The organism is Neisseria perflava (assembly GCF_019334725.1).
GTDB classification, from domain to species: domain Bacteria; phylum Pseudomonadota; class Gammaproteobacteria; order Burkholderiales; family Neisseriaceae; genus Neisseria; species Neisseria subflava_A.
This window is the reverse complement of the sequence record NZ_CP079818.1, coordinates 273810-298437: the sequence shown is the minus strand read 5'-3', so window position 1 is coordinate 298437 and position 24628 is coordinate 273810. Positions and strand designations below refer to the sequence as shown.

The following is a 24628-nucleotide window of genomic DNA, read 5'->3' as shown; positions in this document are numbered from 1 at the left end:
CAACGTCCTAAAAAGCGTTTTAATACATTTAGGTGTAAGGTAGTGCAAAAAAGTGCAAATCGAAATATAAGGAACAAATGAATAGGTAAAACATGATATGATTCGCCCAATTTCCAAAACGGAAATTCAAGAAAACCCAATAAAAGCAAACCCGTAGCATCCAAATCATTAACAACAAACCGAAAGCAGACACCATGGCAAAGCTGACAGAACAAGATATTTTAAACTGGGATGGTCCTGAAGAGGACTACATGAACAGCGACCAATTGGCCTTCTTCCGCGAACTACTGGTTAAAATGCAAGAAGAGCTGATTGAAAATGCAAACACCACTACCGGCCATCTTCAAGAGCACGAATCCGCTCCCGATCCAGCCGACCGAGCTACTCAAGAAGAAGAATACGCTTTAGAGCTGCGCACCCGCGATCGCGAGCGTAAACTTCTCAATAAAGTGCAAGCGACTATCCGCAGCATTGACGAAGGTGATTACGGTTTCTGTGCCGATACCGGCGAACCCATTGGCCTCAAACGCCTGCTGGCACGTCCGACCGCGACATTGTCCGTAGAAGCGCAAGAGCGACGCGAACGAATGAAAAAACAGTTCGCCGACTAAAATATAGATATAGAAACCATAAAAAAGGCCGTCTGAAAGAGCATTTCAGACGGCCTTTAGTTTGTGTTTTTTGTATATTTGGAGAGTGTAGAAAGGTTGTTGGAGTTTTTTATAAAATAAAAACCCTGTTAAAACAGGGCAGTGGTTAAATTTCTGGAAATAATTTTGCGAAAAGTGTTGACTGGTTTTGTTTGGAGGCGTATAGTTCTGTTCTTCGCTGCTGACGCGGTGAAGAAAACGAAGCAGACAGTATAACACAGTTAGTTAGAATTTTCGATAATTTTAGTTGACATTTGCTAAATGTACTGTATAATTCGATTCGCTCTTTAAAAAACAGATTACCGATAAGTGTGAGTGCATTAGGCCTCACACTGTTTGAAAGACAGACAAGATGATGTTTTAGACATTGTCCTGTCGGTTTCTTTGAAGCAGACCAGAAGTTATAAGTTAGAGATTGAACATAAGAGTTTGATCCTGGCTCAGATTGAACGCTGGCGGCATGCTTTACACATGCAAGTCGGACGGCAGCACAGAGAAGCTTGCTTCTTGGGTGGCGAGTGGCGAACGGGTGAGTAATATATCGGAACGTACCGAGTAATGGGGGATAACTAATCGAAAGATTAGCTAATACCGCATATTCTCTGAGGAGGAAAGCAGGGGACCTTCGGGCCTTGCGTTATTCGAGCGGCCGATATCTGATTAGCTAGTTGGTGGGGTAAAGGCCTACCAAGGCGACGATCAGTAGCGGGTCTGAGAGGATGATCCGCCACACTGGGACTGAGACACGGCCCAGACTCCTACGGGAGGCAGCAGTGGGGAATTTTGGACAATGGGCGCAAGCCTGATCCAGCCATGCCGCGTGTCTGAAGAAGGCCTTCGGGTTGTAAAGGACTTTTGTCAGGGAAGAAAAGGCTGTTGCTAATATCGACAGCTGATGACGGTACCTGAAGAATAAGCACCGGCTAACTACGTGCCAGCAGCCGCGGTAATACGTAGGGTGCGAGCGTTAATCGGAATTACTGGGCGTAAAGCGAGCGCAGACGGTTACTTAAGCAGGATGTGAAATCCCCGGGCTCAACCTGGGAACTGCGTTCTGAACTGGGTGACTAGAGTGTGTCAGAGGGAGGTAGAATTCCACGTGTAGCAGTGAAATGCGTAGAGATGTGGAGGAATACCGATGGCGAAGGCAGCCTCCTGGGATAACACTGACGTTCATGCTCGAAAGCGTGGGTAGCAAACAGGATTAGATACCCTGGTAGTCCACGCCCTAAACGATGTCAATTAGCTGTTGGGCAACTTGATTGCTTAGTAGCGTAGCTAACGCGTGAAATTGACCGCCTGGGGAGTACGGTCGCAAGATTAAAACTCAAAGGAATTGACGGGGACCCGCACAAGCGGTGGATGATGTGGATTAATTCGATGCAACGCGAAGAACCTTACCTGGTCTTGACATGTACGGAATCCTCCAGAGACGGAGGAGTGCCTTCGGGAGCCGTAACACAGGTGCTGCATGGCTGTCGTCAGCTCGTGTCGTGAGATGTTGGGTTAAGTCCCGCAACGAGCGCAACCCTTGTCATTAGTTGCCATCATTAAGTTGGGCACTCTAATGAGACTGCCGGTGACAAGCCGGAGGAAGGTGGGGATGACGTCAAGTCCTCATGGCCCTTATGACCAGGGCTTCACACGTCATACAATGGTCGGTACAGAGGGTAGCCAAGCCGCGAGGTGGAGCCAATCTCACAAAACCGATCGTAGTCCGGATTGCACTCTGCAACTCGAGTGCATGAAGTCGGAATCGCTAGTAATCGCAGGTCAGCATACTGCGGTGAATACGTTCCCGGGTCTTGTACACACCGCCCGTCACACCATGGGAGTGGGGGATACCAGAAGTAGGTAGGGTAACCGCAAGGAGCCCGCTTACCACGGTATGCTTCATGACTGGGGTGAAGTCGTAACAAGGTAGCCGTAGGGGAACCTGCGGCTGGATCACCTCCTTTCTAGAGAAAGAAGAGGTCTGATGCATTCACACTTATCGGTAAACTGTAAAAGATGCGGAAGAGAAAAGCTTGAGTGAAGACAAGATTCGCTTAAGAAGAGAATCCGGGTTTGTAGCTCAGCTGGTTAGAGCACACGCTTGATAAGCGTGGGGTCGGAGGTTCAAGTCCTCCCAGACCCACCAAGAACGGGGGCATAGCTCAGTTGGTAGAGCACCTGCTTTGCAAGCAGGGGGTCATCGGTTCGATCCCGTTTGCCTCCACCAAGAACTTTACAAATCAAAGGAAGCCTGCTATACTTAGCAGCTTATTTTGATTTGCGAAGTGAAATATCGACGCATCGATCTTTAACAAATTGGAAAGCCGAAATCAACAAACAAAGACAATGAGTTTGTTTTGATTTTTTGTTCTTTGCAAAGGATGAAAAATCTCTCGCAAGAGAAAAGGAAACAAACACAGTATTTGGGTGATGATTGTATCGACTTAATCCTGAAACACAAAAGGCAGGATTAAGACACAACAAAGCAGAAAGCTTTATCAAAGTAGGAATTTCAAGTTTATTTCCCTAGTCAACGGGTAGGCAAACGAAGTCAAAGAGGTTCTTGAAATGATAGAGTCAAGTGAATAAGTGCATCAGGTGGATGCCTTGGCGATGATAGGCGACGAAGGACGTGTAAGCCTGCGAAAAGCGTGGGGGAGCTGGCAATAAAGCTATGATCCCGCGATGTCCGAATGGGGAAACCCACCTCTTAGGAGGTATCCTTATCTGAATACATAGGATAAGCGAAGCGAACCCGGAGAACTGAACCATCTAAGTACCCGGAGGAAAAGAAATCAACCGAGATTCCGCAAGTAGTGGCGAGCGAACGCGGAGGAGCCTGTACGTAATAACTGTCGAGATAGAAGAACAAGCTGGGAAGCTTGACCATAGTGGGTGATAGTCCCGTATTCGAAATCTCAATAGTGGTACTAAGCGTACGAAAAGTAGGGCGGGACACGTGAAATCCTGTCTGAATATGGGGGGACCATCCTCCAAGGCTAAATACTCATCATCGACCGATAGTGAACCAGTACCGTGAGGGAAAGGCGAAAAGAACCCCGGGAGGGGAGTGAAATAGAACCTGAAACCTGATGCATACAAACAGTGGGAGCACCCTTGTGGTGTGACTGCGTACCTTTTGTATAATGGGTCAACGACTTACATTCAGTAGCGAGCTTAACCGAATAGGGGAGGCGTAGGGAAACCGAGTCTTAATAGGGCGAACAGTTGCTGGGTGTAGACCCGAAACCGAGTGATCTATCCATGGCCAGGTTGAAGGTGCCGTAACAGGTACTGGAGGACCGAACCCACGCATGTTGCAAAATGCGGGGATGAGCTGTGGATAGGGGTGAAAGGCTAAACAAACTCGGAGATAGCTGGTTCTCCCCGAAAACTATTTAGGTAGTGCCTCGAGCAAGACACTGATGGGGGTAAAGCACTGTTATGGCTAGGGGGTTATTGCAACTTACCAACCCATGGCAAACTAAGAATACCATCAAGTGGTTCCTCGGGAGACAGACAGCGGGTGCTAACGTCCGTTGTCAAGAGGGAAACAACCCAGACCGCCAGCTAAGGTCCCAAATGATAGATTAAGTGGTAAACGAAGTGGGAAGGCCCAGACAGCCAGGATGTTGGCTTAGAAGCAGCCATCATTTAAAGAAAGCGTAATAGCTCACTGGTCGAGTCGTCCTGCGCGGAAGATGTAACGGGGCTCAAATCTATAACCGAAGCTGCGGATGCCAGTTTACTGGCATGGTAGGGGAGCGTTCTGTAGGCCGATGAAGGTGCATTGTAAAGTGTACTGGAGGTATCAGAAGTGCGAATGTTGACATGAGTAGCGATAAAGCGGGTGAAAAGCCCGCTCGCCGAAAGCCCAAGGTTTCCTACGCAACGTTCATCGGCGTAGGGTGAGTCGGCCCCTAAGGCGAGGCAGAAATGCGTAGTCGATGGGAAACAGGTTAATATTCCTGTACTTGATTCAAATGCGATGTGGGGACGGAGAAGGTTAGGTTAGCAAGCTGTTGGAATAGCTTGTTTAAGCCGGTAGGTGGAAGACTTAGGCAAATCCGGGTCTTCTTAACACCGAGAAGTGATGACGAGTGTCTACGGACATGAAGTAACCAATACCACGCTTCCAGGAAAAGCCACTAAGCTTCAGTTTGAATTGAACCGTACCGCAAACCGACACAGGTGGGCAGGATGAGAATTCTAAGGCGCTTGAGAGAACTCAGGAGAAGGAACTCGGCAAATTGATACCGTAACTTCGGGAGAAGGTATGCCCTCTAAGGTTAAGGACTTGCTCCGTAAGCCCTGGAGGGTCGCAGAGAATAGGTGGCTGCGACTGTTTATTAAAAACACAGCACTCTGCTAACACGAAAGTGGACGTATAGGGTGTGACGCCTGCCCGGTGCTGGAAGGTTAATTGAAGATGTGCAAGCATCGGATCGAAGCCCCAGTAAACGGCGGCCGTAACTATAACGGTCCTAAGGTAGCGAAATTCCTTGTCGGGTAAGTTCCGACCCGCACGAATGGCGTAACGATGGCCACACTGTCTCCTCCTGAGACTCAGCGAAGTTGAAGTGGTTGTGAAGATGCAATCTACCCGCTGCTAGACGGAAAGACCCCGTGAACCTTTACTGTAGCTTTGCATTGGACTTTGAAGTCACTTGTGTAGGATAGGTGGGAGGCTTTGAAGCAGAGACGCCAGTCTCTGTGGAGCCGTCCTTGAAATACCACCCTGGTGTCTTTGAGGTTCTAACCCAGACCCGTAATCCGGGTCGGGGACCGTGCATGGTAGGCAGTTTGACTGGGGCGGTCTCCTCCCAAAGAGTAACGGAGGAGTTCGAAGGTTACCTAGGTCCGGTCGGAAATCGGACTGATAGTGCAATGGCAAAAGGTAGCTTAACTGCGAGACCGACAAGTCGAGCAGGTGCGAAAGCAGGACATAGTGATCCGGTGGTTCTGTATGGAAGGGCCATCGCTCAACGGATAAAAGGTACTCCGGGGATAACAGGCTGATTCCGCCCAAGAGTTCATATCGACGGCGGAGTTTGGCACCTCGATGTCGGCTCATCACATCCTGGGGCTGTAGTCGGTCCCAAGGGTATGGCTGTTCGCCATTTAAAGTGGTACGTGAGCTGGGTTTAAAACGTCGTGAGACAGTTTGGTCCCTATCTGCAGTGGGCGTTGGAAGTTTGACGGGGGCTGCTCCTAGTACGAGAGGACCGGAGTGGACGAACCTCTGGTGTACCGGTTGTAACGCCAGTTGCATAGCCGGGTAGCTAAGTTCGGAAGAGATAAGCGCTGAAAGCATCTAAGCGCGAAACTCGCCTGAAGATGAGACTTCCCTTGTGGTTTAACCACACTAAAGAGTCGTTCGAGACCAGGACGTTGATAGGTGGGGTGTGGAAGCGCGGTAACGCGTGAAGCTAACCCATACTAATTGCTCGTGAGGCTTGACTCTATCATTTGAAGAACTTCAAAGATAAAAGCTTACTGACTGATTCAGTCATCACCAAATAATTGATTAAGGCTTTACCGATTTGTAACAGTTTAAGTTTGGCGGCCATAGCGAGTTGGTCCCACGCCTTCCCATCCCGAACAGGACCGTGAAACGACTCAGCGCCGATGATAGTGTGGTTCTTCCATGTGAAAGTAGGTCACCGCCAAACACCCATTCCAAAGCCCCCGACTGATGTCGGGGGCTTTTTATATACCTGTCGTTTCTGTCGGTTTGACGATAGGAGGTAGGGTAATGGGTGCAAGGATATTGATGAACCGATACCCATTCCGATACCTATTGAGTGTTCGTGCATGCTTGTTGTTTAAATTAAAGGATGACAACTCTGTTGTTATTCTTGAACAAAAGTACTGAAAGTTATGGTTAACTGTTTAGAATATTTGAAATCAAACGATATTTGCGTTAATATGTCGTAAGCATTTGTGTGGGTATGAGCTGTTGCCCTATCTGCGCGTATGTGACAGTGTTTACAGAGTGGAATAAAACCATTCGGTAGGCTTCCTGACTGATTCAATCAAATATGTTATGGGAAAAAATCTGATGAAGAAATTTTTATTTGGTGCATTTGCCGCCGTCTGTGCAGCATTCTCTTTGGCCGCCGTGAATATCAATACCGCGTCTTCTGCCGAACTGGAGGCTTTGCCGGGTATCGGTCCGGCTAAGGCGAAATCGATTGTGGAATACCGTCAGAAGAACGGTGCGTTCAAATCGGTGGAGGAGCTGAAAAACGTGAAGGGCATCGGTGATGCGGTGCTGAACAAGTTAAAGGCGGAGGCGACGGTTTCTTCTGCCGCGCCTAAGGCCGCACAGCCTGCCGTGAAAAAATAAGCCTGACGGACGTTTGTGCCGTATATGCCGCCCAGAGGCTGAACCGTTTGCCGGTTCGGGTTGATGGGCGGCTTTGTATGGGCAGTGGCAATGAAGACTTGGACCAATGGGGGCAATAACTGAAAATACCGAATCCCTGTGCTTGGGTTTCAGCTGTGGAGTACCGAGGGTTATTTTGCAAAGGTATCAGGCCGTCTGAAAACTTGAAAGAATCTGAAAACTTGAAAGAAGCAGCCGTCTGTTAAATATGCGATAATGCGGAAGATTTCATGGGTGTGGTAGAAACATGGTTGTGATTGTCCACTGGGATGATGTTGGGCAACAATGGAATCGGTTTGCTTGAAACGCCCGCCTGTTGCGGGCTTTTTTATGGGAAGGAATGGTCATGCCTAATCCGCTTTATCGGCAACATATTATTTCAATTTCAGATTTGACGACAGAGCAGCTCGAATTGCTGCTTCAGACGGCCTTGAAGTTGAAAAAGCAGCCTCGTGAAGATTTGCTTGAAGGCAAATTGATTGGTTCGTGCTTTTTTGAACCGTCCACCCGTACTCGTTTGTCTTTTGAAACGGCGGTACAGCGTTTGGGTGGGAAAGTTATCGGTTTTTCCGATGGTGCAAATACCAGCGCGAAAAAGGGTGAAACGCTCGCAGATACTGCGAGGATTATTTCCAGCTATACGGATGCGATTATTCAGCGACACCCGAAAGACGGTGCGGCCCGTGTGGCGGCCGAATTTTCGAGCGTGCCCGTGATTAATGCCGGCGATGGTACCAACCAACATCCGAGTCAGACGCTTTTGGATTTGGTCACGATTTATGAAACACAGGGCAGTTTGAGCAATTTGAAGATTGCGATGGCCGGCGATTTGAAATATGGCCGTACGGTACATTCATTGTGTCAGGCGCTGAAGCGTTGGGGTTGTGAATTTGCGTTTGTTTCCCCTCCCAGCTTGGCAATGCCGGACTATATCACTGAAGAGCTGGAAGAAGCCGGGTGCCCTTATCAAATTTTGCCCGGATTGGAAGAAGCGGTCGAATGGGCGGATATTTTGTACATGACCCGCGTTCAGCGCGAACGTTTTGATGAGCAGGAATTTGCCAAAATTCAGGGTAAATTCAATCTTGATGCGCAAATGTTGGCGAATGCTAAACCCAATTTGCGCGTCTTGCATCCTTTACCGAGGGTAGATGAAATTCATCCGGACGTGGATAAAACACCTCATGCCTATTATTTTGAACAGGCAACCAATGGCGTGTATGCACGGATGGCGATTTTGTCTTTGGTATTGAACGAAGAAGTTTAAGGAGCGAGAGATGGAAAACTCAAAACTCAGCGTTGAAGCGATTGAACAAGGTACGGTAATTGATCATATTCCTGCCGGTAAAGGCTTGGCCATTTTAAGACAGTTTAAGCTGCTGCATTATGGCAGCGCGGTTACAGTCGGCTTTAATTTGCCCAGCAAAACGCAGGGAAGCAAAGACATTATCAAAGTCAGCGGCGTATGGTTGGATGCCAATGCGGCCAACCGTTTGGCTTTATTTGCCCCTGAAGCAGTAGTAAACAAAATCGATCAGTTTAAAGTGATCGACAAACAGCATTTGTCATTGCCGGACGAAATTTCAGAAGTATTCCGCTGCCCGAATACCAATTGTGCCAGTCATGGCGAGCCGGTCATCAGCCGCTTTTATGTCCGTTCACATAATGGTCAGACACGTTTGAAATGCCATTATTGCGAAAAAACCTTCTCGCGTGATTCGGTTGCCGAAGCCTGATAAAATCTCAGGCCGTCTGAAAACACGGCTGTGCGGTTTGAGTTGTCTGCTTGATACATCAGTTTCATAAAAAGCAAGATATTAAGCAAATTGCGTTAAAATTACGTTAAAATAATGCCTTCTGAGTTAATGACATCATTTGCTCAAAAGGCATTATTTTTATAACGCGATACGAAATGTAGGAAAACTTATGCACTCATCCATACAAAGCCGGTTTGCCCCAATTTTATACGTCTTGATTTTCTTTGCCGGATTTTTAGCCGCACAAGTTTGGTTTAATCAGCAAGCCTATTTGGCCAATCTTCCTCTTTTGGTCACAGCCATTTCTGCCGTTGCATTGGTTTGGTTGATTTGGGCCGTCGTATCTGCGCGATCCAAAGCTAAAAGCAAGATGTTGCACCGTGAGCAGCTGATTCAAAAAGAGAGCATTCATCCGGTTTTGCATGCGACGTTGCAGCGTTCTGACGGTCAAACGGATTTATTGGTTTTGGTTGTCCGCAATAGCGGTAAGGGCTTGGCGAAGAATGTACGCTTTGAGGCAGAGCCTTTGCCGGATCACTTGCCGAGCAAGTTGGTTGCCGATGCAGTTATGCGCTTGGAGATGTTTTCCGGCGGTGTGGATATGCTGGCATCGGGCGAATTGTATGGCGGCGTGTTTGCAAGCATGTTGGCGCTGGCTGCCGAATTGCCGGACCAGACATTTGGCGGCGTGTTGAAACTGAAGGCCACTTATGAAAATGCTTTTGGCGATCAATGCACTTCAGAAAGCATTTTGGATTTGAGCATACTGAATTTCAACTTGTCGGAAATTAAATCCGGTGGCGAACAAAAGCCCCGCAAGAAATTGTTGTATTGATATACAAAATATGCAGGCCGTCTGAAACCGAAATACTTGGTTTCAGACGGCCTGTTGTTATTTTTCAAATGATTTTTGAAGAAAAAGAGGCGTATCGGGTATAATAATCAAAGAATTCGAAACGGATTGTCAGGATTGGCAAGCCGTCTCATCATTGTCGTATTTCAAAACCTTACTGATATTTTTTCAATCATCTGTTGCTATGTATCGGAACTTTTTCTGATGTTGGCACTGGCGAAATATTCCTTCAGCCATTTACTTTCAGGAAGCTGCTTATGTTAGTGTGTAATCCTTATGAAGTTGTGATCCATGGTACGACCAGCAAAGGCAAGATTTTCCGACCAAGCGACTGGGCGGAGCGCCTGTGCGGTATTTTGTCTTCCTTCACCAAAGACAACCGCCTTTCCTATTCGAATTGGGTGCGCCCGATTTTGGTGGACAATGTCCGTTGTGTGGCAGTCGATAAAAAACTGGAAGAAGACAATCCGCAAATGTTCCGTTTTTTGATGGATTTTGCAGCGGATAACGATTTGCGCGTGATTGACTGCAAAGCCTTACTCAAAGAGCAGGAAAGCAAGCAGCAGGGCGAAGTGCCGGTCGAGCGCGTTTTGTTGGCGCAGGCGATTGAAGAAAAACATGCAGCCGAGGGTGCGGAAGCGGCTAATGCTCAGCCTGAGCCTCAAGCTGCCGCGCCTGTGGTTGGCGTATTGCGTGAAATTCCGCCGGAAGAAACCGCAACCGCTTTTGCGGCATTGAGCATTTTGCGTTCTTCTTTGACCGATATTCACCGTTTCGTCGAGCAAATCAACGAGCATCAGCGCAAAACCGGCTACCGCCTGCTGGGTATTTTTGAAGAAGGCAAACAAAATGCCGTGGCCGTATGCGGTTTCCATACTGCACATAACTTGGCCAGTGGTTACCATATCCATATTGATGATCTCGTAACCATGCCGCAATGCCGCCAAAAAGGTTATGCTTCACGCTTGTTGGAAGAAGTGCGCAAAATCGGTGCGGAAACCGGCGCGACTAAAATCCATCTGAATGTCCATGTTAACCATGACCGTGCAGGTGCGCATCGTCTCTACTTTAAAAACGGATTTGAAATTTGCGCTTACCATTTCCGTTGCGATCCGAAATAATTTTTGTGGAAAGAAGGAATCCCATGTTGAAGATTTTGACTGCGGCTGTTTTGGCACTGAACTTGGCGGCCTGCGCATCAGGCAGCGGGCAAGGCAGCTCGCAAATGTATGGCGAGATTAAGGCCGGTGTAGAAACCAGCCATCAACGTTGAGATATATAATGACAAGGCCGTCTGAAATAGGTTTTCCTGTTTTAGACGGCCTTTTTGCAGCTTGATTAGAGGGAAGTGGAGGTATCGTCGGTGGCAACAGTCCGATGCAGGCGATACCAATTGTACAGGCGCAAGATGCACAAGAAAGCGATGATGGGCATACAGGCTGCGGTAACCAGATAACGCGGGTTGCTGAAGTTTAAAACATTGTGCCCGGAAAGCAGCGACAAAGCGGCATGCAACCATTCCCACAAAGACGAAATGCTGAATGCCAAAACAGCCAACAGGCCGAGAGTTCGGAAAATGCCGATGGGCAGGATTTGTTGGCGTAATACGGCGCGGTTGAGTTGGAACAAGACAATCAAACCGAAGCCGATAATGCAGACCATGCCGCCGTTGGCGACGATTTGCAGGCTGTTGAAGGCAATGTCGGGCGTAACGGAAATTGTACCGGACTGGTTGGCGGCAGTTTGTTGCAAATTTAAGCCTTGCATGACATTAAGTACGAAACCGTAGATCAGGTCAGCCAAAACGATGCCGATGGGTAGCGGAGTCAAAAAACGTTTCATGGATCAGTTGAGTATTCTATTAGTATGAGTGAGGCCGTCTGAAAAATTAAACATGACGACGTGAGGGTATATTGTATCCGATAGGAAAGTAGGTTAATGCAAAAATAAATTTAGTTTAAGTCAGAAAATGATGTAATTTTACGCCAACATTATTGCATTAAGAGTACAATCCTCTTCATTATCAAACGTGAAATCAACAGGAAAGGACGTTTACATGAGCCAATTGCAACGTGATTTAACCCGTATCAGCCACAATACCAAAATTGTCGCCACACTGGGTCCGGGCAGCAACAATGTACAATTGTTGGAAGACATGATCCGTGTCGGTGGTCTTAATGTCGTCCGTTTCAATTTCAGCCACGGTACTCCGGAGTTCCATGAAGAAAATGCCCGCATTGTGCGTGAAGCCGCGAAACGCGCAGGTCAGGAAGTGGCTATTCTTGCCGACTTGCAAGGCCCGAAAATCCGTGTCGGCAAAATTGCCGGCGGCAGCATTGAGCTGAATAAAGATGAAACCTTAATTTTGGATGCCGCGCTTAAAGGTGAAGGTACACGCGAAGCGGTGGGTTTGGACTACCGTGATTTGCCGAATGACGTCGCTACCGGCGATGTTTTGTGGCTGGACGACGGCCTGTTGACCTTGACCGTTGAGGCGGTTGAAGGAAGTAAGATTATTACAAGGGTAGAAAACAGCCATGTGCTGAAAAGTAACAAAGGTATCAATAAACGCGGCGGCGGTCTGTCTGCCGGTGCGTTGACCGAAAAAGACTTCCGCGACTTGAAAACCGCGATTGCCATCGGTTGCGACTACTTGGCCATCAGCTTTGTGAAATCTGCCGAAGATTTGCACATCGCACGCGCCAAAGTCGAAGAAGAAATGAAAGGCAGTACAGCCGTACGCCCCGGTTTGGTTTCCAAAATCGAGCGCGTAGAAGCCATTGAAAACCTGGACGAAATCATCCTTGCCAGCGACGGTATTATGGTTGCCCGCGGTGACTTGGCAGTGGAAGTTGGCCATGCCGCCGTACCTGCCCTGCAAAAACGCATGATCCGCCGCGCCCGTGAGTTGCGCCGCTTCAGCATTACCGCAACTCAAATGATGGAATCGATGATTACCAACCCTGTACCGACCCGCGCGGAAGTCAGCGACGTGGCCAATGCAGTATTGGACGGTACCGATGCGGTGATGTGTTCTGCCGAAACCGCCGTCGGCGCGTATCCGTTTGAAACCGTCAGCCAAATGGCGATTATTTGTGCGGCTGCGGAAAAAGAACAAGATTCGCTCAACGGCGTTGCCGAACAGGTCGAGTATCCCGAAGCCGTCAGCACCAACTTGGCGATTGCCGGCGGTGCGGTCAGCGTGGCGCGCGCAGTTCACGCCAAAGCCATCGTTGCCCTGACTGAAAGCGGTTCGACCGCCTTCGAAGTCAGCCGCCACAACATCACCCTGCCGATTTTTGCCCTGACGCCGAGTGTTTCAGCGCAACGCCGTATGGCGATGTACCGCGGCGTGCGTCCGTTGATTTTGGCAACCAGTACCGATCACGATACCGCGCTGAACGAAGTGGAAGCCATGCTGGTAGAACACAAAATCCTCCAAGGCGGCGACCAATACATCATCACCAGCGGTTCGCAAATGCGCGAATCTGGTTCGACCAATACGTTGGAAGTGTTGCAGGTTAAATAATTGCAGTGATCCGATGATTGGAAAAGCAGGCTGTTTTAGCCTGCTTTTTTTGTGTAAAAAAAGAAAAGATTAGGCAAAAATAATGATGTAGTATAGAATTGAGTGCCTATACTAAATCAATAAAGGACGTTTCAGACGGCCTTTTTCTTTGTCCGCTACTTTCACGGTAAACCAAAATGATTCATTTCAATCTGAAAAAAACAGCATTTATTTTAAGCGCAGCACTGTTATCTACTGCCGTCCAAGCCTCCGGCTACCACTTCGGCACACAATCCGTTAACGCACAAGGCACGGCCAACGCCGCCGCCGCCGAAGCTGCCGATGCCTCAACCATTTTCTACAATCCGGCCGGTTTGAGCAAAATCGACAGCAGCCAAATTTCCGTCAACGCCAATATCGTTTTCCCAAGCATTCATTATGAGGCGGAATCTGCGAAACACTTCCGCACGGGTGCCGATGTCAGCGGCTCGACCAGCGGCAAAATTACCGAAACCACCGTTGCTCCGCACGTTTATGGCGCGTACAAAGCCAGCGACGATGTAACTTTGGGTTTGGGCGTGTACGTTCCTTTCGGCTCTGCAACCGAATACGAAAAAGATTCCGTGTTGCGCCACAACATCAACAAATTGGGTTTGACCACCATCGCCATCGAGCCGGTAGTCGCATGGAAACTGAATGAGCAGCACGCTGTTGGTGCCGGTTTGATTGCCCAATATTCCAAAGCCGAATTGCGTAAATACTCCGACTGGGATGCTTCCGGCGCCATCAGCCAGTTGGCCAGCGGCTTAGCTTCCCGTCAAGCAGGCCGTCCCGTTGCTGTCGATGCGACCGGCAAAGCTGACGGTCATGCCGATGTAAAAGGCCACGATTGGGGCTTCGGCTATCAACTGGCGTGGATGTGGGACATTAATGACCGCGCACGCGTGGGTGTGAACTATCGTTCCAAAGTATCGCATACGCTGAAAGGCACTGCCGATTGGGAAGCGGACGGCGCATATGCAAAACGCGCTTGGGATTTGGGTGCAATGGCTGCACGCGGTTATGTGCCGAACGAAAAAGCCAGCGTAAAAATCGTTACGCCTGAGTCTTTGTCTGTTCACGGTATGTACCGCGCTACAGACAAAACCAATTTGTTCGGCGATGTGACTTGGACGCGCCACAGCCGCTTCAACAAAGCCGAGCTGGTGTTTGAAAATACCAAAAACGTTGTCAACGGCAAATCCGACCGTACCGTCATTACGCCTAACTGGCGCAACACTTATAAAGTTGCATTCGGCGGCTCTTACCAAGTTACCGAACCATTGCAACTGCGTGCCGGTATCGCTTTCGACAAATCGCCGGTTAAAAGCGCCGAAGACCGCATGAACAGCCTGCCTGACGGCAACCGTATCTGGTTCTCCGTCGGCGCTAAATATCAACTGGGTAAAAACCATGTCATCGATGCGGCGTACAGCCATATCCACATCAATGACACGGTTTACCGCACCGGCAAAGCCAGCGGCAACGACGTGGACAGCCGCGGCACATCCTCTGCACGCTTCAAAAACAAAGCGGACATCTTGGGCTTGCAATACACTTACAAATTCAAATAATCGGATTTGAGTGGTGGATAAAAAGGCCGTCTGAAGATTTCAGACGGCCTTTTTAATTGGCAGGAACAGATGGAACAATCAATAGGCAATAAATAGCGTATCGGGCTTTCCATATTGCTGATTGGAATGGCAGAACGGGAAGACGATAGAAAAAGGGCAGCCGATTAAAGGCTGGAGAAATGAGATGGTGTTTGCGCTTTAAACAATATGTTACAGATTTCTTTATTCTGATAGGCAATCAAAAGGCCGTCTGAAAAACAGGTTTTCAGACGGCCTTTATTTACCGAATCGCTGCTAAAAAAGTTCAATCAGCTGCGGACTTCCAGTTCGATTTCTCTTTCCTGTTCGTCTTCGGCCGGTTTGTCCATGGTTTTTTCATCGGCCATATTGTCCAAATCGCGGCCGGGTTCGGAGGCGGTATCGCCGATGGAAACGCTGTTCAGGCTTTCCAAAATAATGGCGGAGGCCAGATGGTCGGATGTGCGGTACACCATTGCCAAACCGATTTCTTCCGCCGGAATGGAAACCAATTCAACCGTATCTTTGTCTTTCGGCTTGCGAATCAGGTTGTTGGACAGATTGACACGGACTTGGCGGCCGCGTTTGTAGAGGCTGACCACCGTGCCTTTGTCCAAGCCGTCGAGTTCACCTTTATCCAAAGTAATGGTTTGGAACTGGCCGGCTTCGCCCACGCCATCGAAGATGGAAACGACTTTGGCCTGAATCGGACGGGCAGGGGCGTGAGGCATCACATTGAAGCTGTCGAGGCCTTCGGGCAGTTTCAGCAGATAGTCGTCTTTGCGGATTTCGGAAACGGCTTCTTCGATAACCAAAGGTTGCGCGGACTGGGTGCGCAGCTTCATGACTTTGTTGACTTGGGTGTAATACTCGTTGCTTTTGAGTTTTTCGTCAGAAGCGCGGGTACGGTGTTCCAAGGCGGAGTCGGTGTAAGGCAGTGTGTTGGCGATGCCGCTGAACACGACTTCTTGGCCGAGGAATTTGCCGGTTTCCGGATCGGTGATGTTTTTATTGACGCGGTAGGTCAGGTAGCGGCCAGGTTCGGTCAGGCCGTATGCGTACACGCGGTTGCCTTGCGTGTAGAGGACGCGGTTGTCGGGGCCTGCAATCAGGCGCGGCGCGTTGGCAGTTTCTTCCGGAGCGATAATCTGCGGATGTTTCATGAACATACGGTAGAGGTTGACGTTGACAGTCGGAATACCGTAGCCGGAAGTTTCGCGTACGCGCGGATGCAGTTTGATCACGGGAATGCCGTCTGAACGGGTTTGGGCGTGTTCAAAACCCAGTCGCGGCTGGCCGTTGACGTAGCGTAAAACCAACACCTGACCCGGATAGATTAGATGCGGATTGCGGATGGCGTTGCGGTTGGCGCCCCAAAGGCGGTTCCATTGCCATGGGCTGTACAGATATTTGCCGGAAATGCCCCACAAGGTATCGCCGTTTTTAACGATGTAGCGTTGCGGCGCATTGGGTCGGATTTTTAAAGAAGCTGCCTGAGTGTGGGCAGAAATAGCCATGCCTGCCATGCAAAGCAGGGTTATAATACGTTGTTGCATAACCGTTCCCCTTGAAATCGGTTTGGTTTGTCTTCAGATGATAAACAGAGAAGGCCGGAGTTTGCGAAACTGCCGCCCATCCGTCAATACGATAACGAACGGCCTCTGTCGCGCTATCTTAACATTTTTCGGCGTTATTTTAGCATTGAATGTTGCTGTCATGACAGGAGATTGTGGCGGCGGAAACCAAATCTGTATGAAAATCACACATCAGCTTTATAAAACGAGAATATTATGGCTTTACTGAACATCCTCCAATACCCTGACGAGCGTTTGCACACGGTCGCCAAACCTGTTGAGAAAATCGACGAGCGCATCCAAAAATTGGTTGCCGATATGTTTGAAACCATGTACGAAGCACGCGGTATCGGCTTGGCGGCCACTCAAGTCGACGTACACGAACGCATCGTCGTGATGGATTTGACCGAAGACCGCAGCGAGCCGCGCGTGTTCATCAATCCCGTCATTGTCGAAAAAGACGGCGAGACGACTTACGAAGAAGGCTGCCTATCCGTGCCGGGCATTTACGATACCGTGACCCGTGCCGAGCGCGTCAAAGTTGAAGCCTTGAACGAAAAAGGCGAGAAATTCACGCTGGAAGCAGACGGCCTGCTGGCAATCTGCGTGCAGCACGAATTGGACCACCTGATGGGCATCGTGTTTGTCGAACACTTGTCGCAGCTGAAACAAGGCCGCATCAAAACCAAACTGAAAAAACGTCAGAAACACACCATCTGACCTGCGCATCGCTTAAAGGCCGTCTGAAAAGACAAAACAGAAGGCATACTTCGGTTTTCAATCTTTCAGACGGCCTTTTCAGCTGAAACAGTTTGCCCAACGCGCCCATTCAAACCATTTTCACAAGGACACAACATGAAAGTCATCTTTGCCGGTACGCCCGATTTTGCCGCCGCCGCCTTGAAAGCCATCGCCGCCGCAGGTTTTGAAATTCCGCTGGTGTTGACCCAGCCTGACCGCCCCAAAGGCCGCGGCATGCAGCTGACCGCATCGCCGGTCAAACAGGCTGCCTTGGAATTAGGTTTGACCGTGGCGCAGCCGGAAAAGTTGCGCAATAACGCCGAAGCCCTGCAAATGCTTAAAGATACGGGCGCGGATGTGATGGTAGTGGCCGCGTATGGTTTGATTTTGCCGCAGGATGTGTTGGATACGCCCAAACACGGCTGCCTCAATATCCACGCTTCGCTGTTACCCCGTTGGCGCGGCGCGGCACCGATTCAACGTGCGATTGAAGCCGGCGACGCCGAAACCGGTGTGTGTATCATGCAGATGGACATCGGCTTGGACACCGGCGATGTGGTCAGCGAACACCGCTACGCCATCCAGCCTACGGATACCGCCAACGAAGTGCATGACGCGCTGATGGGTTTGGGTGCGGAAGCGATTGTTGCCGACTTGCAGCGTCTGCAGGCTGAAGGCCGTCTGAATGCGGTCAAACAGCCTGAAGAAGGCGTTACCTACGCCCAGAAATTGAGCAAAGAAGAGGCGCGTATCGATTGGAATGAAAGCGCGGCTGTGATTGAGCGCAAAATCCGTGCTTTCAACCCTGTACCTGCCGCGTGGGTCGAGTATCAAGGCAAACCGATGAAAATCTGGCGTGCCGAAGTCGTGGTCAAACAGGGTAAGGCAGGCGAAGTGTTGTCCTGCACTTCAGACGGCCTGCTGGTGGCGTGCGGTGAAAATGCGCTGAACATTACCGAATTGCAGCCTTCCGGCAGCAAACGCATGAGCATACAGGCATTTGCGGCAGGCCGGACGATTGAAGTCGGAACGGTTTTGTAACAGGCTGGAAACAAACGTAGAGGAAAGAAAACAATGGCTGTTTTTGAAGTGGTCGAGGGCGATATTACCCGATTGGCAGTCGATGCGATTGTCAATGCCGCCAATTCATCGCTGTTGGGCGGTGGCGGAGTAGACGGTGCAATACACCGCGCCGCAGGCAAAGAGCTGCTGGATGAGTGCCGAACTTTGGGCGGTTGCCGCACAGGCGAAGCCAAAATAACCCAAGGCTATCGTTTGCCTGCGCGTTTTGTCATTCATACGGTCGGGCCGGTATGGTTTGGCGGAAAACAAAATGAAGAGGCCAAATTGGCACAATCCTACGCCAATTCCTTGCTGCTTGCCCAGAAACACGATCTTCACAGCATCGCCTTTCCGTGCATCAGTACCGGTGTGTACCGCTTCCCGGCCGAAGCCGCCGCGCGTATCGCTTTGGAGAGTTTGAAGCAAACCCTGCCGCAATGTCCGGCAGTGGAAAAAATCATCTTTTGCTGTTTTTCCAAAACAGATGCCGAATATTATCGGGCATTGCTGGCTGCCGAACAGGCCGTCTGAAATCCGCCAAACACTTGAAATCAAATTATGAATCAGAAAGCAAAAATATGAGTATGTCCCTCGCCCAAAAATTGGCCGCCGACAGCGTTGCCGCGGTTGCCGAAGGGCGCAATCTTCAGGATGTTTTGGCGGAAATCCGCGCGGCTCATCCGCAGCTGACGGCGCAGGAAAACGGCGCGTTGCAGGATATTGCCTACGGTTGCCAACGTTATTTGGGCAGTTTGAAACACATGCTTGGTCAAATGCTGAAGAAGCCGATTGACAATCCGCAGCTTGAAAGCCTGCTTTTGGCGGCGATGTACCAACTGCATTACACGCGCAATGCGCCTCATGCCGTGGTCAATGAAGCGGTGGAAAGCATTGCCAAAATCGGCCGCGGCCAGTTCCGCTCGTTTGCCAATGCGATTTTGCGCCGCTTTTTGCGTGAACGCGACAAGCTCGCGGCTTCCTGCAAAAAAGACGATGTGGCGAAACACAATTTGCCGCTGTGGTGGGTGGCTTACTTGAAAAACCATTATCCGAAACATTGGCACAACATTACCACCGCGCTGCAATCGCATCCGCCGATGACTTTGCGCGTCAACCGCCGACACGGCAATGCCGAAAGCTATTTGGAAAAGCTGGCTGCGGAAGGTATTGCGGCCAGGGCGTTGGACGAATACGCCGTGATGTTAGAAGAAGCTGTGCCGGTAAGCCGCCTGCCCGGTTTTTCAGACGGCCTGGTGTCTGTGCAGGATTTTGGTGCGCAGCGTGCTGCCTATTTGTTGAACCCGAAAGACGGAGAACGCATCCTCGATGCCTGTGCGGCGCCGGGCGGTAAGACAGGCCATATCTTGGAACTGGCAGATTGTCATGTTACCGCTTTGGATATAGACGAAGGCCGTCTGAACAGGGTGAAGAGCAATCTTGACCGTTTAGGCTTTCAGACGGCCTCTTTGGCTTGTGCCGATGCGCAGGACTTGGTGGCATGGTATGATGGTAAGGCCTTTGACGCTGTTTTGGCCGATGTGCCGTGTACTGCTTCGGGCGTGGCGCGGCGCAATCCCGACGTCAAATGGCTGCGCCGGCCGACCGATGCCGTCAAAACCGCACGCCAACAGGAAGCATTATTAGACGCGCTGTGGCAGACCCTGACGAAAAACGGCAGGATGTTGCTGGCTACCTGCTCGGTCTTTGTCGAAGAAAACGACGGTCAATTGCAAAAATTCCTTAACCGCCATGCCGATGCCGAGCTGATTGAATCGCATGTGCTTTTACCGAACAAACATCAAGATGGCTTTTATTACGCGCTTATTAAAAAGCAGTAAAACGCTGATTGTACCGCTCTTGCTCGCCGTGTCGCTGAATGCGGCGGGCGAGGGCATCAGTGCGACCCGTGCCGAGGCAAAGCTGACCCATGCCGGACAGCTTTCCGTCAGCAGCCGTTTCCGCACCGACCTGCCCGATCAGCTCAAAGAAGCACTCAAACAGGGCGTCCCCCTGCATTTCAATTTAAGTTGGCAGCTGTCGGCGCCGTCCGTGGCGTCTTATAAATTCAAGTTCGACCAGCTGCTCAACAACGACAGCACAATTCAATATAAATTATCCTTCCATCCGCTGACCAACCGCTATCGCGTTACCGTCGGTACGTTTTCTACCGAGTACGACACGCTTGAAGCTGCCTTGCGCGCAGTGGGCGCGGTCGCGAATTGGAAGGTTTTGTCCAAGGGTGCGCTGAGTGATGTGGCCGCCAAAGACACGAAGGCTGAAATCCGCCTGCTGCTGACAACCGCCAAGCTACCCAAACCGTTCCAAATCAATGCCCTGACTTCTAAAAATTGGCATTTGGATTCGGGGTGGAAATCCTTGTCGGTCGTGCAGGAGTAAACCATGCGCCGCTTTCTCCTGATTGCCGCTGTATTCGCCGTAGTTTTGTTGTACGGTCTGACTGTTGCAACGGGCAGCAGCAACGTATTGTCCGATTATTTCTGGTGGATTGTCGCCTTGTGCGGCTTGCTGTTGCTGGTGTTGGCCGCGGTGTTGGTGCGCTATGTCGTGCTTTTGATGCGCGACAACAGCAAAAGCGTGTTCGGCTCGCAGATTGCACGTCGGCTGTCGGGGATGTTTACCTTGGTTGCCGTATTGCCGGGCGTGTTTTTGTTCGGTATTTCCGCCCAGTTTATTAACGGCACGATTAATTCTTGGTTTGGCAACGATACCCATGAGGCATTGGAGCGCAGCTTAAACTTGAGCAAATCCGCGCTGAACTTGGCGGTGGACAACGCTGTCAGCAACGCCACGCCGGTGCAAATCGACTTAATCAGCGCCGCTTCGCTGGACGGCGACTTGGGGCAAACGCTGACCCAATCCGCGCCTACTTCCGAATTTGCCCAGCTGGCGCTTTATAACGCGACCACCCATAAAGCCGAGAAAAGCATCAATCCCCTGAAACTGAATCAACCTACGCTCAACAAAGAAGGATGGGAGCAGCTGGAGCAGACCGGCTCGGTACGCAGCTTGGAAAACATCGGCGGCGTGCTGTATGCTCAAGGCTGGATGCTGATCGGTACGCATAAAAATCAGGATTATGCGTTGTTTTTCCGTCAGCCGATTCCGAAAGATGTTGCCCAAGATGCGACGCTGATTGAAGCGGCCCGCGCCAAATACGCCGAGCTGAGTTATACCAAAAAAGGCCTGCAAACCTTTTTCCTGTCCACGCTGTTGGTCGCGACATTGTTGGCCATCTTTTTGGCGTTGGTGATGGCTTTGTATTTTGCCCGCCGTTTTGTGGCGCCGGTGTTGTCGTTGGCAGAGGGCGCGCGGGCGGTGGCTCAGGGCGACTTCAGCCAGACCCGGCCGGTATTCCGCAATGACGAGTTCGGCCGTTTGACCCAATTGTTCAACCACATGACCGAGCAATTGGCGATTGCCAAAGAGGCGGACGAGCGCAACCGTTTGCGCGAAGAAGCCGCCCGCCACTATTTGGAATGCGTGTTGGAAAGTTTGACCACAGGCGTGATTACTTTGGATGCCGACGGCCGTCTGAAAACCTTTAACAAGGCCGCCGAACAGATTTTGGGCGTTTCGCTGGTGTCTTTGTGGGGCAGCAACTGGCATCAATGGCACGGCAAATCGCCGCAGCAAACCCTGTTGGCCGATGTGTTTGCCGCCATCAATGAAACCGCCGACAGCGACAAACCCGTCCAAGTCGAATACGCCGCTCCCGACGATGCCCGAATCTTGTTGGGCAAGGCCACCATCCTGCCGGAGGACAACAATAACGGCGTGGTGATGGTGATTGATGACATTACCGTCTTGATGCGGGCACAAAAAGAGGCCGCATGGGGCGAAGTGGCGAAACGCTTGGCGCATGAAATCCGCAATCCGCTCACGCCTATCCAGCTTTCTGCCGAGAGATTGGCATGGAAATTGCATGATAAACTTGATGAACAAGACGCTCAAATCCTCAGCCGTTCAACCGATACCATCGTCAAACAGGTTGCCGCGCTGAAAGAAATGGTCGAAGCATTCCGCAATTATGCGCGTGCGCCGTCGCTGAATTTAGAAAAACAAGATTTAAACGGTTTGGTGTCGGAAGTATTGGTATTATATGAGGCCGACGCGTGCAAATTTAATGCGCGGCTCAGCGCCGACGCCCTGTCGATTGCCGCCGATACGACGGCCATGCGCCAAGTGTTGCATAACCTATTTAAGAATGCCGCAGAAGCGGCGGAGTCGGACGAGGCACCGCAAGTAAACATCGAAACAGGGCGCGAAGGCGGACAGGTTTTCCTGACCGTCTGCAACAACGGCAAAAGTTTCAGCAAAGAAATGCTGCACAATGCTTTTGAGCCGTACGTTACCGACAAACCGACAGGAACGGGGCTGGGTTTGCCCGTTGTGAAAAAAATTATCGAGGAGCATGGCGGCCGCATCAGCCTGAGCAATCAGAACAGCGGCGGCGCGTGCGTCAAAATAGCTTTACCGGAAATGGCAGAAACTTATGCGAAGCAGTGATATTTTGATTGTAGATGATGAAGTAGGCATCCGCGACCTGCTCTCCGAAATTCTTCAAGACGAAGGCTATACCGTTACTTTGGCCGAAAATGCCGAAGAAGCGCGCCAATTGCGTTATCAAACGCGTCCGGCCATGGTGTTGCTGGACATTTGGATGCCCGATTGCGACGGCATCACTTTGTTGAAAGAGTGGGCGAAAAACGGCCAACTCAATATGCCTGTTGTTATGATGAGCGGTCATGCCAGCATTGACACCGCGGTTGAAGCCACTAAAATCGGCGCGCTCGATTTTCTGGAAAAACCGATTGCCCTGCAAAAACTCTTGTCTGCGGTAGAACGCGCCTTGAAACATGGCGAAGTTCAGACGGCCTCCGGCATGACTTTGGACAAACTGGGCAACAGCCCGGTTATTCAAGAAATGAACGGCAGCATTGAAGCGGCCGCCAAACACAATCGCCCGCTGTTGTTGGCCGGTGAGGCAGGCTCGCCGTTTGAAATTGTCGCCCGCTATCTGCACAAAAGCGGTACGCCTTGGGTGGCAACCGACCGTGTCGAACACATTGTCGATACGCCGTTGGAGTTGTTGCAAAAAGCATCGGGCGGTATTTTGTATGTCGGCGATATTGCCCGTTACAGCAAAAATATCCAAAACGGCATTGCTTTCTTGCTTGAAAAAGCCGACCGCTACAATGTCCGTGTGATTGCTTCATGCGGCTTTAAACGCGGTGAGAGCGCTGATGACGTCGTTGCCGGCCGACTGGCGGAGCTGTTGAAAGAGTGCATCAATGTTCCTTCTTTGCGCAGCCAACCGGACGATATCGTCTTTTTAATCAACCGCATCATGACCGATTTGGCCGAAAGTCAAAAAATCCAGCCGGTAAAATTCAGCGATAGCGCGTTGGTGGTTTTGCGCCAATACGATTGGCCGGGCAATTACGACCAGCTTGCCGAAACGGTGAAAAACATCATGTTGGAATCGGACGGCAAAGAAGTGGACGAGCAGGCCGTTGCTGTGGCTTTGGGTCAGAAGGAAAACGCGACGGCGACAGAAATCATCGGCGGCTTCAATTTCAATATGCCTTTGCGTGAATTGAGGGAAGAAGTCGAGCGCCGCTACTTTGAGTACCACATCGCCCAAGAAGGCCAAAATATGAGCCGCGTGGCGCAAAAGGTTGGTTTGGAGCGTACGCACCTTTACCGCAAACTCAAACAACTCGGTATCAGCGTATCGCGCCGCAGCGCCGACAAATCCGAAGAATAAGCGCAATATCGGTTCAAACACAAAAGAGGCCGTCTGAAAGCCATCAGGTTTTTCAGACGGCATCGTCATTTGACGGTTTGCTTAGGCAAGCAATACTTTATAAAAATAATGATATGGCTCGGCATTGTTATTTTGCCTTTTAAGCCGAAAGAATACGAAAGTCGGCAAAACTGCTCAGATTACAACTGAGTCGGAAAAACACTATACATTGATTATGTCTGAATCGATGCACCAAGAATTGAAAAATTATTGTGCTCAACATGGTATTTCTTTGAAAGATTTTGTCATTCAGGCGATTCAAAATGAAATGCAGCAGTAATGGCTAAAACATAAAGATGTAAATATGCTTTAATGTAAAGATGTACTTTTGAAAAGGAGTTGTCCAATGTTAGGACATTTTGATTATGAAGTAGCTTTAGAGATTTTAGGCCAAAGTCAGCAGTCTTTAGTTCAGGCTCGCTATGATGAATACAATAAAGAAAACCCAAATCCGGAGCTTTTGAAATTTCTACGTAGCCGTATGGCCGTTGTAGATGAGCTAATGGATAACTTAAAACCTGATGATGAATATCTGATTAATCGTATATTGGATAAAAATGATGTTTTGAGAAAGTTACTGTGATGGGAAACTAAAGCTTTATATCAATAAAATTTTCAGACGGCCTTGATTTACTTCAGGCCG

At 50.0% G+C, this 24628-nt stretch carries 19 protein-coding genes, 2 tRNA genes and 3 rRNA genes; 22 read left to right on the top strand and 2 right to left on the bottom strand.

Annotation, left to right across the window (positions count from 1 at the left end):
* Window positions 1-194 precede the first annotated feature (194 nt).
* From dksA to LPB400_RS10965, 12 genes are all read left to right on the top strand, one after another.
* Complete coding sequence (dksA, locus tag LPB400_RS01555; RefSeq protein ID WP_049344904.1) at window positions 195-611, top strand: RNA polymerase-binding protein DksA; 417 nt, start codon at window positions 195-197, stop codon at window positions 609-611.
* A gap of 456 nt (window positions 612-1067) precedes the next feature.
* Window positions 1068-2608, top strand: a 16S ribosomal RNA gene (locus LPB400_RS01550).
* Window positions 2609-2713: 105 nt separating this feature from the next.
* A tRNA-Ile gene (locus tag LPB400_RS01545) sits at window positions 2714-2790 on the top strand.
* 5 nt (window positions 2791-2795) lie between these two features.
* Window positions 2796-2871: transfer RNA gene (locus LPB400_RS01540), tRNA-Ala, on the top strand.
* A 348-nt stretch (window positions 2872-3219) separates the two neighbouring features.
* Window positions 3220-6108 (top strand): 23S ribosomal RNA (locus LPB400_RS01535).
* A 94-nt stretch (window positions 6109-6202) separates the two neighbouring features.
* Window positions 6203-6316, top strand: a 5S ribosomal RNA gene (gene rrf, locus LPB400_RS01530).
* Together the 16S, 23S and 5S rRNA genes with 2 tRNA genes alongside form the textbook arrangement of a ribosomal RNA operon.
* Before the next feature lie 389 nt (window positions 6317-6705).
* Window positions 6706-6993 carry a ComEA family DNA-binding protein gene (locus tag LPB400_RS01525; RefSeq protein ID WP_036472233.1) on the top strand — a complete coding sequence of 96 codons (288 nt, stop codon included), beginning with the start codon at window positions 6706-6708 and terminating at the stop codon, window positions 6991-6993.
* Window positions 6994-7378: 385 nt separating this feature from the next.
* Window positions 7379-8299, top strand: coding sequence for an aspartate carbamoyltransferase (gene pyrB, locus LPB400_RS01520; protein ID WP_070461172.1), 921 nt, complete (start codon window positions 7379-7381; stop codon window positions 8297-8299).
* 10 nt (window positions 8300-8309) lie between these two features.
* Window positions 8310-8768 carry an aspartate carbamoyltransferase regulatory subunit gene (gene pyrI, locus LPB400_RS01515; protein ID WP_003684689.1) on the top strand — a complete coding sequence of 153 codons (459 nt, stop codon included), beginning with the start codon at window positions 8310-8312 and terminating at the stop codon, window positions 8766-8768.
* Window positions 8769-8958: 190 nt separating this feature from the next.
* Window positions 8959-9624, top strand: coding sequence for a hypothetical protein (locus tag LPB400_RS01510; RefSeq protein WP_070461175.1), 666 nt, complete (start codon window positions 8959-8961; stop codon window positions 9622-9624).
* Between the two features lie 275 nt (window positions 9625-9899).
* Window positions 9900-10763: a GNAT family N-acetyltransferase gene (locus LPB400_RS01505; RefSeq protein WP_070461177.1), complete on the top strand. Its 864-nt coding sequence runs from the start codon at window positions 9900-9902 to the stop codon at window positions 10761-10763.
* Between the two features lie 23 nt (window positions 10764-10786).
* A complete protein-coding gene (locus LPB400_RS10965; RefSeq protein WP_264081748.1) occupies window positions 10787-10915 on the top strand; it encodes a hypothetical protein in 129 nt (42 codons plus the stop codon).
* A 65-nt stretch (window positions 10916-10980) separates the two neighbouring features.
* Here LPB400_RS10965 and LPB400_RS01500 read toward each other — a convergent pair whose 3' ends face one another.
* Window positions 10981-11484, bottom strand: coding sequence for a hypothetical protein (locus LPB400_RS01500; RefSeq protein ID WP_070461180.1), 504 nt, complete (start codon window positions 11482-11484; stop codon window positions 10981-10983).
* A gap of 214 nt (window positions 11485-11698) precedes the next feature.
* Here LPB400_RS01500 and pyk point away from each other — a divergent pair, with 214 nt between their 5' ends.
* Both pyk and LPB400_RS01490 read left to right on the top strand, forming a co-directional pair.
* The gene (gene pyk / locus LPB400_RS01495) at window positions 11699-13171 is read left to right on the top strand and encodes a pyruvate kinase (protein ID WP_070461184.1); all 1473 of its coding nucleotides are present in this window, start codon (window positions 11699-11701) and stop codon (window positions 13169-13171) included.
* 176 nt (window positions 13172-13347) lie between these two features.
* Window positions 13348-14763, top strand: coding sequence for an OmpP1/FadL family transporter (locus LPB400_RS01490; RefSeq protein WP_219089166.1), 1416 nt, complete (start codon window positions 13348-13350; stop codon window positions 14761-14763).
* Between the two features lie 308 nt (window positions 14764-15071).
* Here LPB400_RS01490 and LPB400_RS01485 read toward each other — a convergent pair whose 3' ends face one another.
* Window positions 15072-16337, bottom strand: a complete 1266-nt coding sequence (locus LPB400_RS01485; protein WP_219089164.1) for a LysM peptidoglycan-binding domain-containing protein — start codon at window positions 16335-16337, stop codon at window positions 15072-15074.
* 234 nt (window positions 16338-16571) lie between these two features.
* Here LPB400_RS01485 and def point away from each other — a divergent pair, with 234 nt between their 5' ends.
* The 8 genes from def to LPB400_RS01445 all read left to right on the top strand — a co-directional run bounded on the left by def (window position 16572) and on the right by LPB400_RS01445 (window position 24568).
* Window positions 16572-17075 (top strand): peptide deformylase, encoded by a 504-nt coding sequence (gene def / locus LPB400_RS01480; RefSeq protein ID WP_070583279.1) that lies wholly within the window; start codon window positions 16572-16574, stop codon window positions 17073-17075.
* 135 nt (window positions 17076-17210) lie between these two features.
* Window positions 17211-18137 carry a methionyl-tRNA formyltransferase gene (fmt, locus tag LPB400_RS01475; RefSeq protein ID WP_070503666.1) on the top strand — a complete coding sequence of 309 codons (927 nt, stop codon included), beginning with the start codon at window positions 17211-17213 and terminating at the stop codon, window positions 18135-18137.
* Between the two features lie 33 nt (window positions 18138-18170).
* Window positions 18171-18689 carry an O-acetyl-ADP-ribose deacetylase gene (locus LPB400_RS01470; protein ID WP_004520178.1) on the top strand — a complete coding sequence of 173 codons (519 nt, stop codon included), beginning with the start codon at window positions 18171-18173 and terminating at the stop codon, window positions 18687-18689.
* 47 nt (window positions 18690-18736) lie between these two features.
* Window positions 18737-19996, top strand: coding sequence for a 16S rRNA (cytosine(967)-C(5))-methyltransferase RsmB (gene rsmB / locus LPB400_RS01465; RefSeq protein ID WP_219089162.1), 1260 nt, complete (start codon window positions 18737-18739; stop codon window positions 19994-19996).
* Window positions 19962-20555 carry a DUF4390 domain-containing protein gene (locus tag LPB400_RS01460; RefSeq protein WP_049322230.1) on the top strand — a complete coding sequence of 198 codons (594 nt, stop codon included), beginning with the start codon at window positions 19962-19964 and terminating at the stop codon, window positions 20553-20555. Before rsmB ends, LPB400_RS01460 begins: the two co-directional genes overlap by 35 nt.
* 3 nt (window positions 20556-20558) lie before the next feature.
* Window positions 20559-22685, top strand: coding sequence for a sensor histidine kinase (locus tag LPB400_RS01455; RefSeq protein ID WP_219089161.1), 2127 nt, complete (start codon window positions 20559-20561; stop codon window positions 22683-22685).
* Window positions 22672-23946 (top strand): sigma-54-dependent transcriptional regulator, encoded by a 1275-nt coding sequence (locus LPB400_RS01450; protein WP_219089159.1) that lies wholly within the window; start codon window positions 22672-22674, stop codon window positions 23944-23946. The genes LPB400_RS01455 and LPB400_RS01450 overlap by 14 nt, the downstream gene beginning before the upstream one ends.
* Before the next feature lie 385 nt (window positions 23947-24331).
* Window positions 24332-24568, top strand: coding sequence for a hypothetical protein (locus LPB400_RS01445; protein WP_070461203.1), 237 nt, complete (start codon window positions 24332-24334; stop codon window positions 24566-24568).
* The last annotated feature ends 60 nt before the right edge of the window (window positions 24569-24628 follow it).

Bases quoted from the DNA above. Each gene is read 5' to 3' on its own strand.
- LPB400_RS01500 (WP_070461180.1), bottom strand. From the start codon at position 11,484: ATGAAACGTTTTTTGACTCCGCTACCCATCGGCATCGTTTTGGCTGAC.
- pyk (WP_070461184.1), top strand. From the start codon at position 11,699: ATGAGCCAATTGCAACGTGATTTAACCCGTATCAGCCACAATACCAAA.
- dksA (WP_049344904.1), top strand. From the start codon at position 195: ATGGCAAAGCTGACAGAACAAGATATTTTAAACTGGGATGGTCCTGAA.
- LPB400_RS01505 (WP_070461177.1), top strand. From the start codon at position 9,900: ATGTTAGTGTGTAATCCTTATGAAGTTGTGATCCATGGTACGACCAGC.
- LPB400_RS01490 (WP_219089166.1), top strand. From the start codon at position 13,348: ATGATTCATTTCAATCTGAAAAAAACAGCATTTATTTTAAGCGCAGCA.
- pyrB (WP_070461172.1), top strand. From the start codon at position 7,379: ATGCCTAATCCGCTTTATCGGCAACATATTATTTCAATTTCAGATTTG.
- pyrI (WP_003684689.1), top strand. From the start codon at position 8,310: ATGGAAAACTCAAAACTCAGCGTTGAAGCGATTGAACAAGGTACGGTA.
- LPB400_RS01525 (WP_036472233.1), top strand. From the start codon at position 6,706: ATGAAGAAATTTTTATTTGGTGCATTTGCCGCCGTCTGTGCAGCATTC.
- LPB400_RS10965 (WP_264081748.1), top strand. From the start codon at position 10,787: ATGTTGAAGATTTTGACTGCGGCTGTTTTGGCACTGAACTTGGCGGCC.
- LPB400_RS01510 (WP_070461175.1), top strand. From the start codon at position 8,959: ATGCACTCATCCATACAAAGCCGGTTTGCCCCAATTTTATACGTCTTG.
- def (WP_070583279.1), top strand. From the start codon at position 16,572: ATGGCTTTACTGAACATCCTCCAATACCCTGACGAGCGTTTGCACACG.
- fmt (WP_070503666.1), top strand. From the start codon at position 17,211: ATGAAAGTCATCTTTGCCGGTACGCCCGATTTTGCCGCCGCCGCCTTG.
- LPB400_RS01470 (WP_004520178.1), top strand. From the start codon at position 18,171: ATGGCTGTTTTTGAAGTGGTCGAGGGCGATATTACCCGATTGGCAGTC.
- rsmB (WP_219089162.1), top strand. From the start codon at position 18,737: ATGAGTATGTCCCTCGCCCAAAAATTGGCCGCCGACAGCGTTGCCGCG.
- LPB400_RS01445 (WP_070461203.1), top strand. From the start codon at position 24,332: ATGTTAGGACATTTTGATTATGAAGTAGCTTTAGAGATTTTAGGCCAA.
- LPB400_RS01450 (WP_219089159.1), top strand. From the start codon at position 22,672: ATGCGAAGCAGTGATATTTTGATTGTAGATGATGAAGTAGGCATCCGC.
- LPB400_RS01460 (WP_049322230.1), top strand. From the start codon at position 19,962: ATGGCTTTTATTACGCGCTTATTAAAAAGCAGTAAAACGCTGATTGTA.
- LPB400_RS01485 (WP_219089164.1), bottom strand. From the start codon at position 16,337: ATGCAACAACGTATTATAACCCTGCTTTGCATGGCAGGCATGGCTATT.
- LPB400_RS01455 (WP_219089161.1), top strand. From the start codon at position 20,559: ATGCGCCGCTTTCTCCTGATTGCCGCTGTATTCGCCGTAGTTTTGTTG.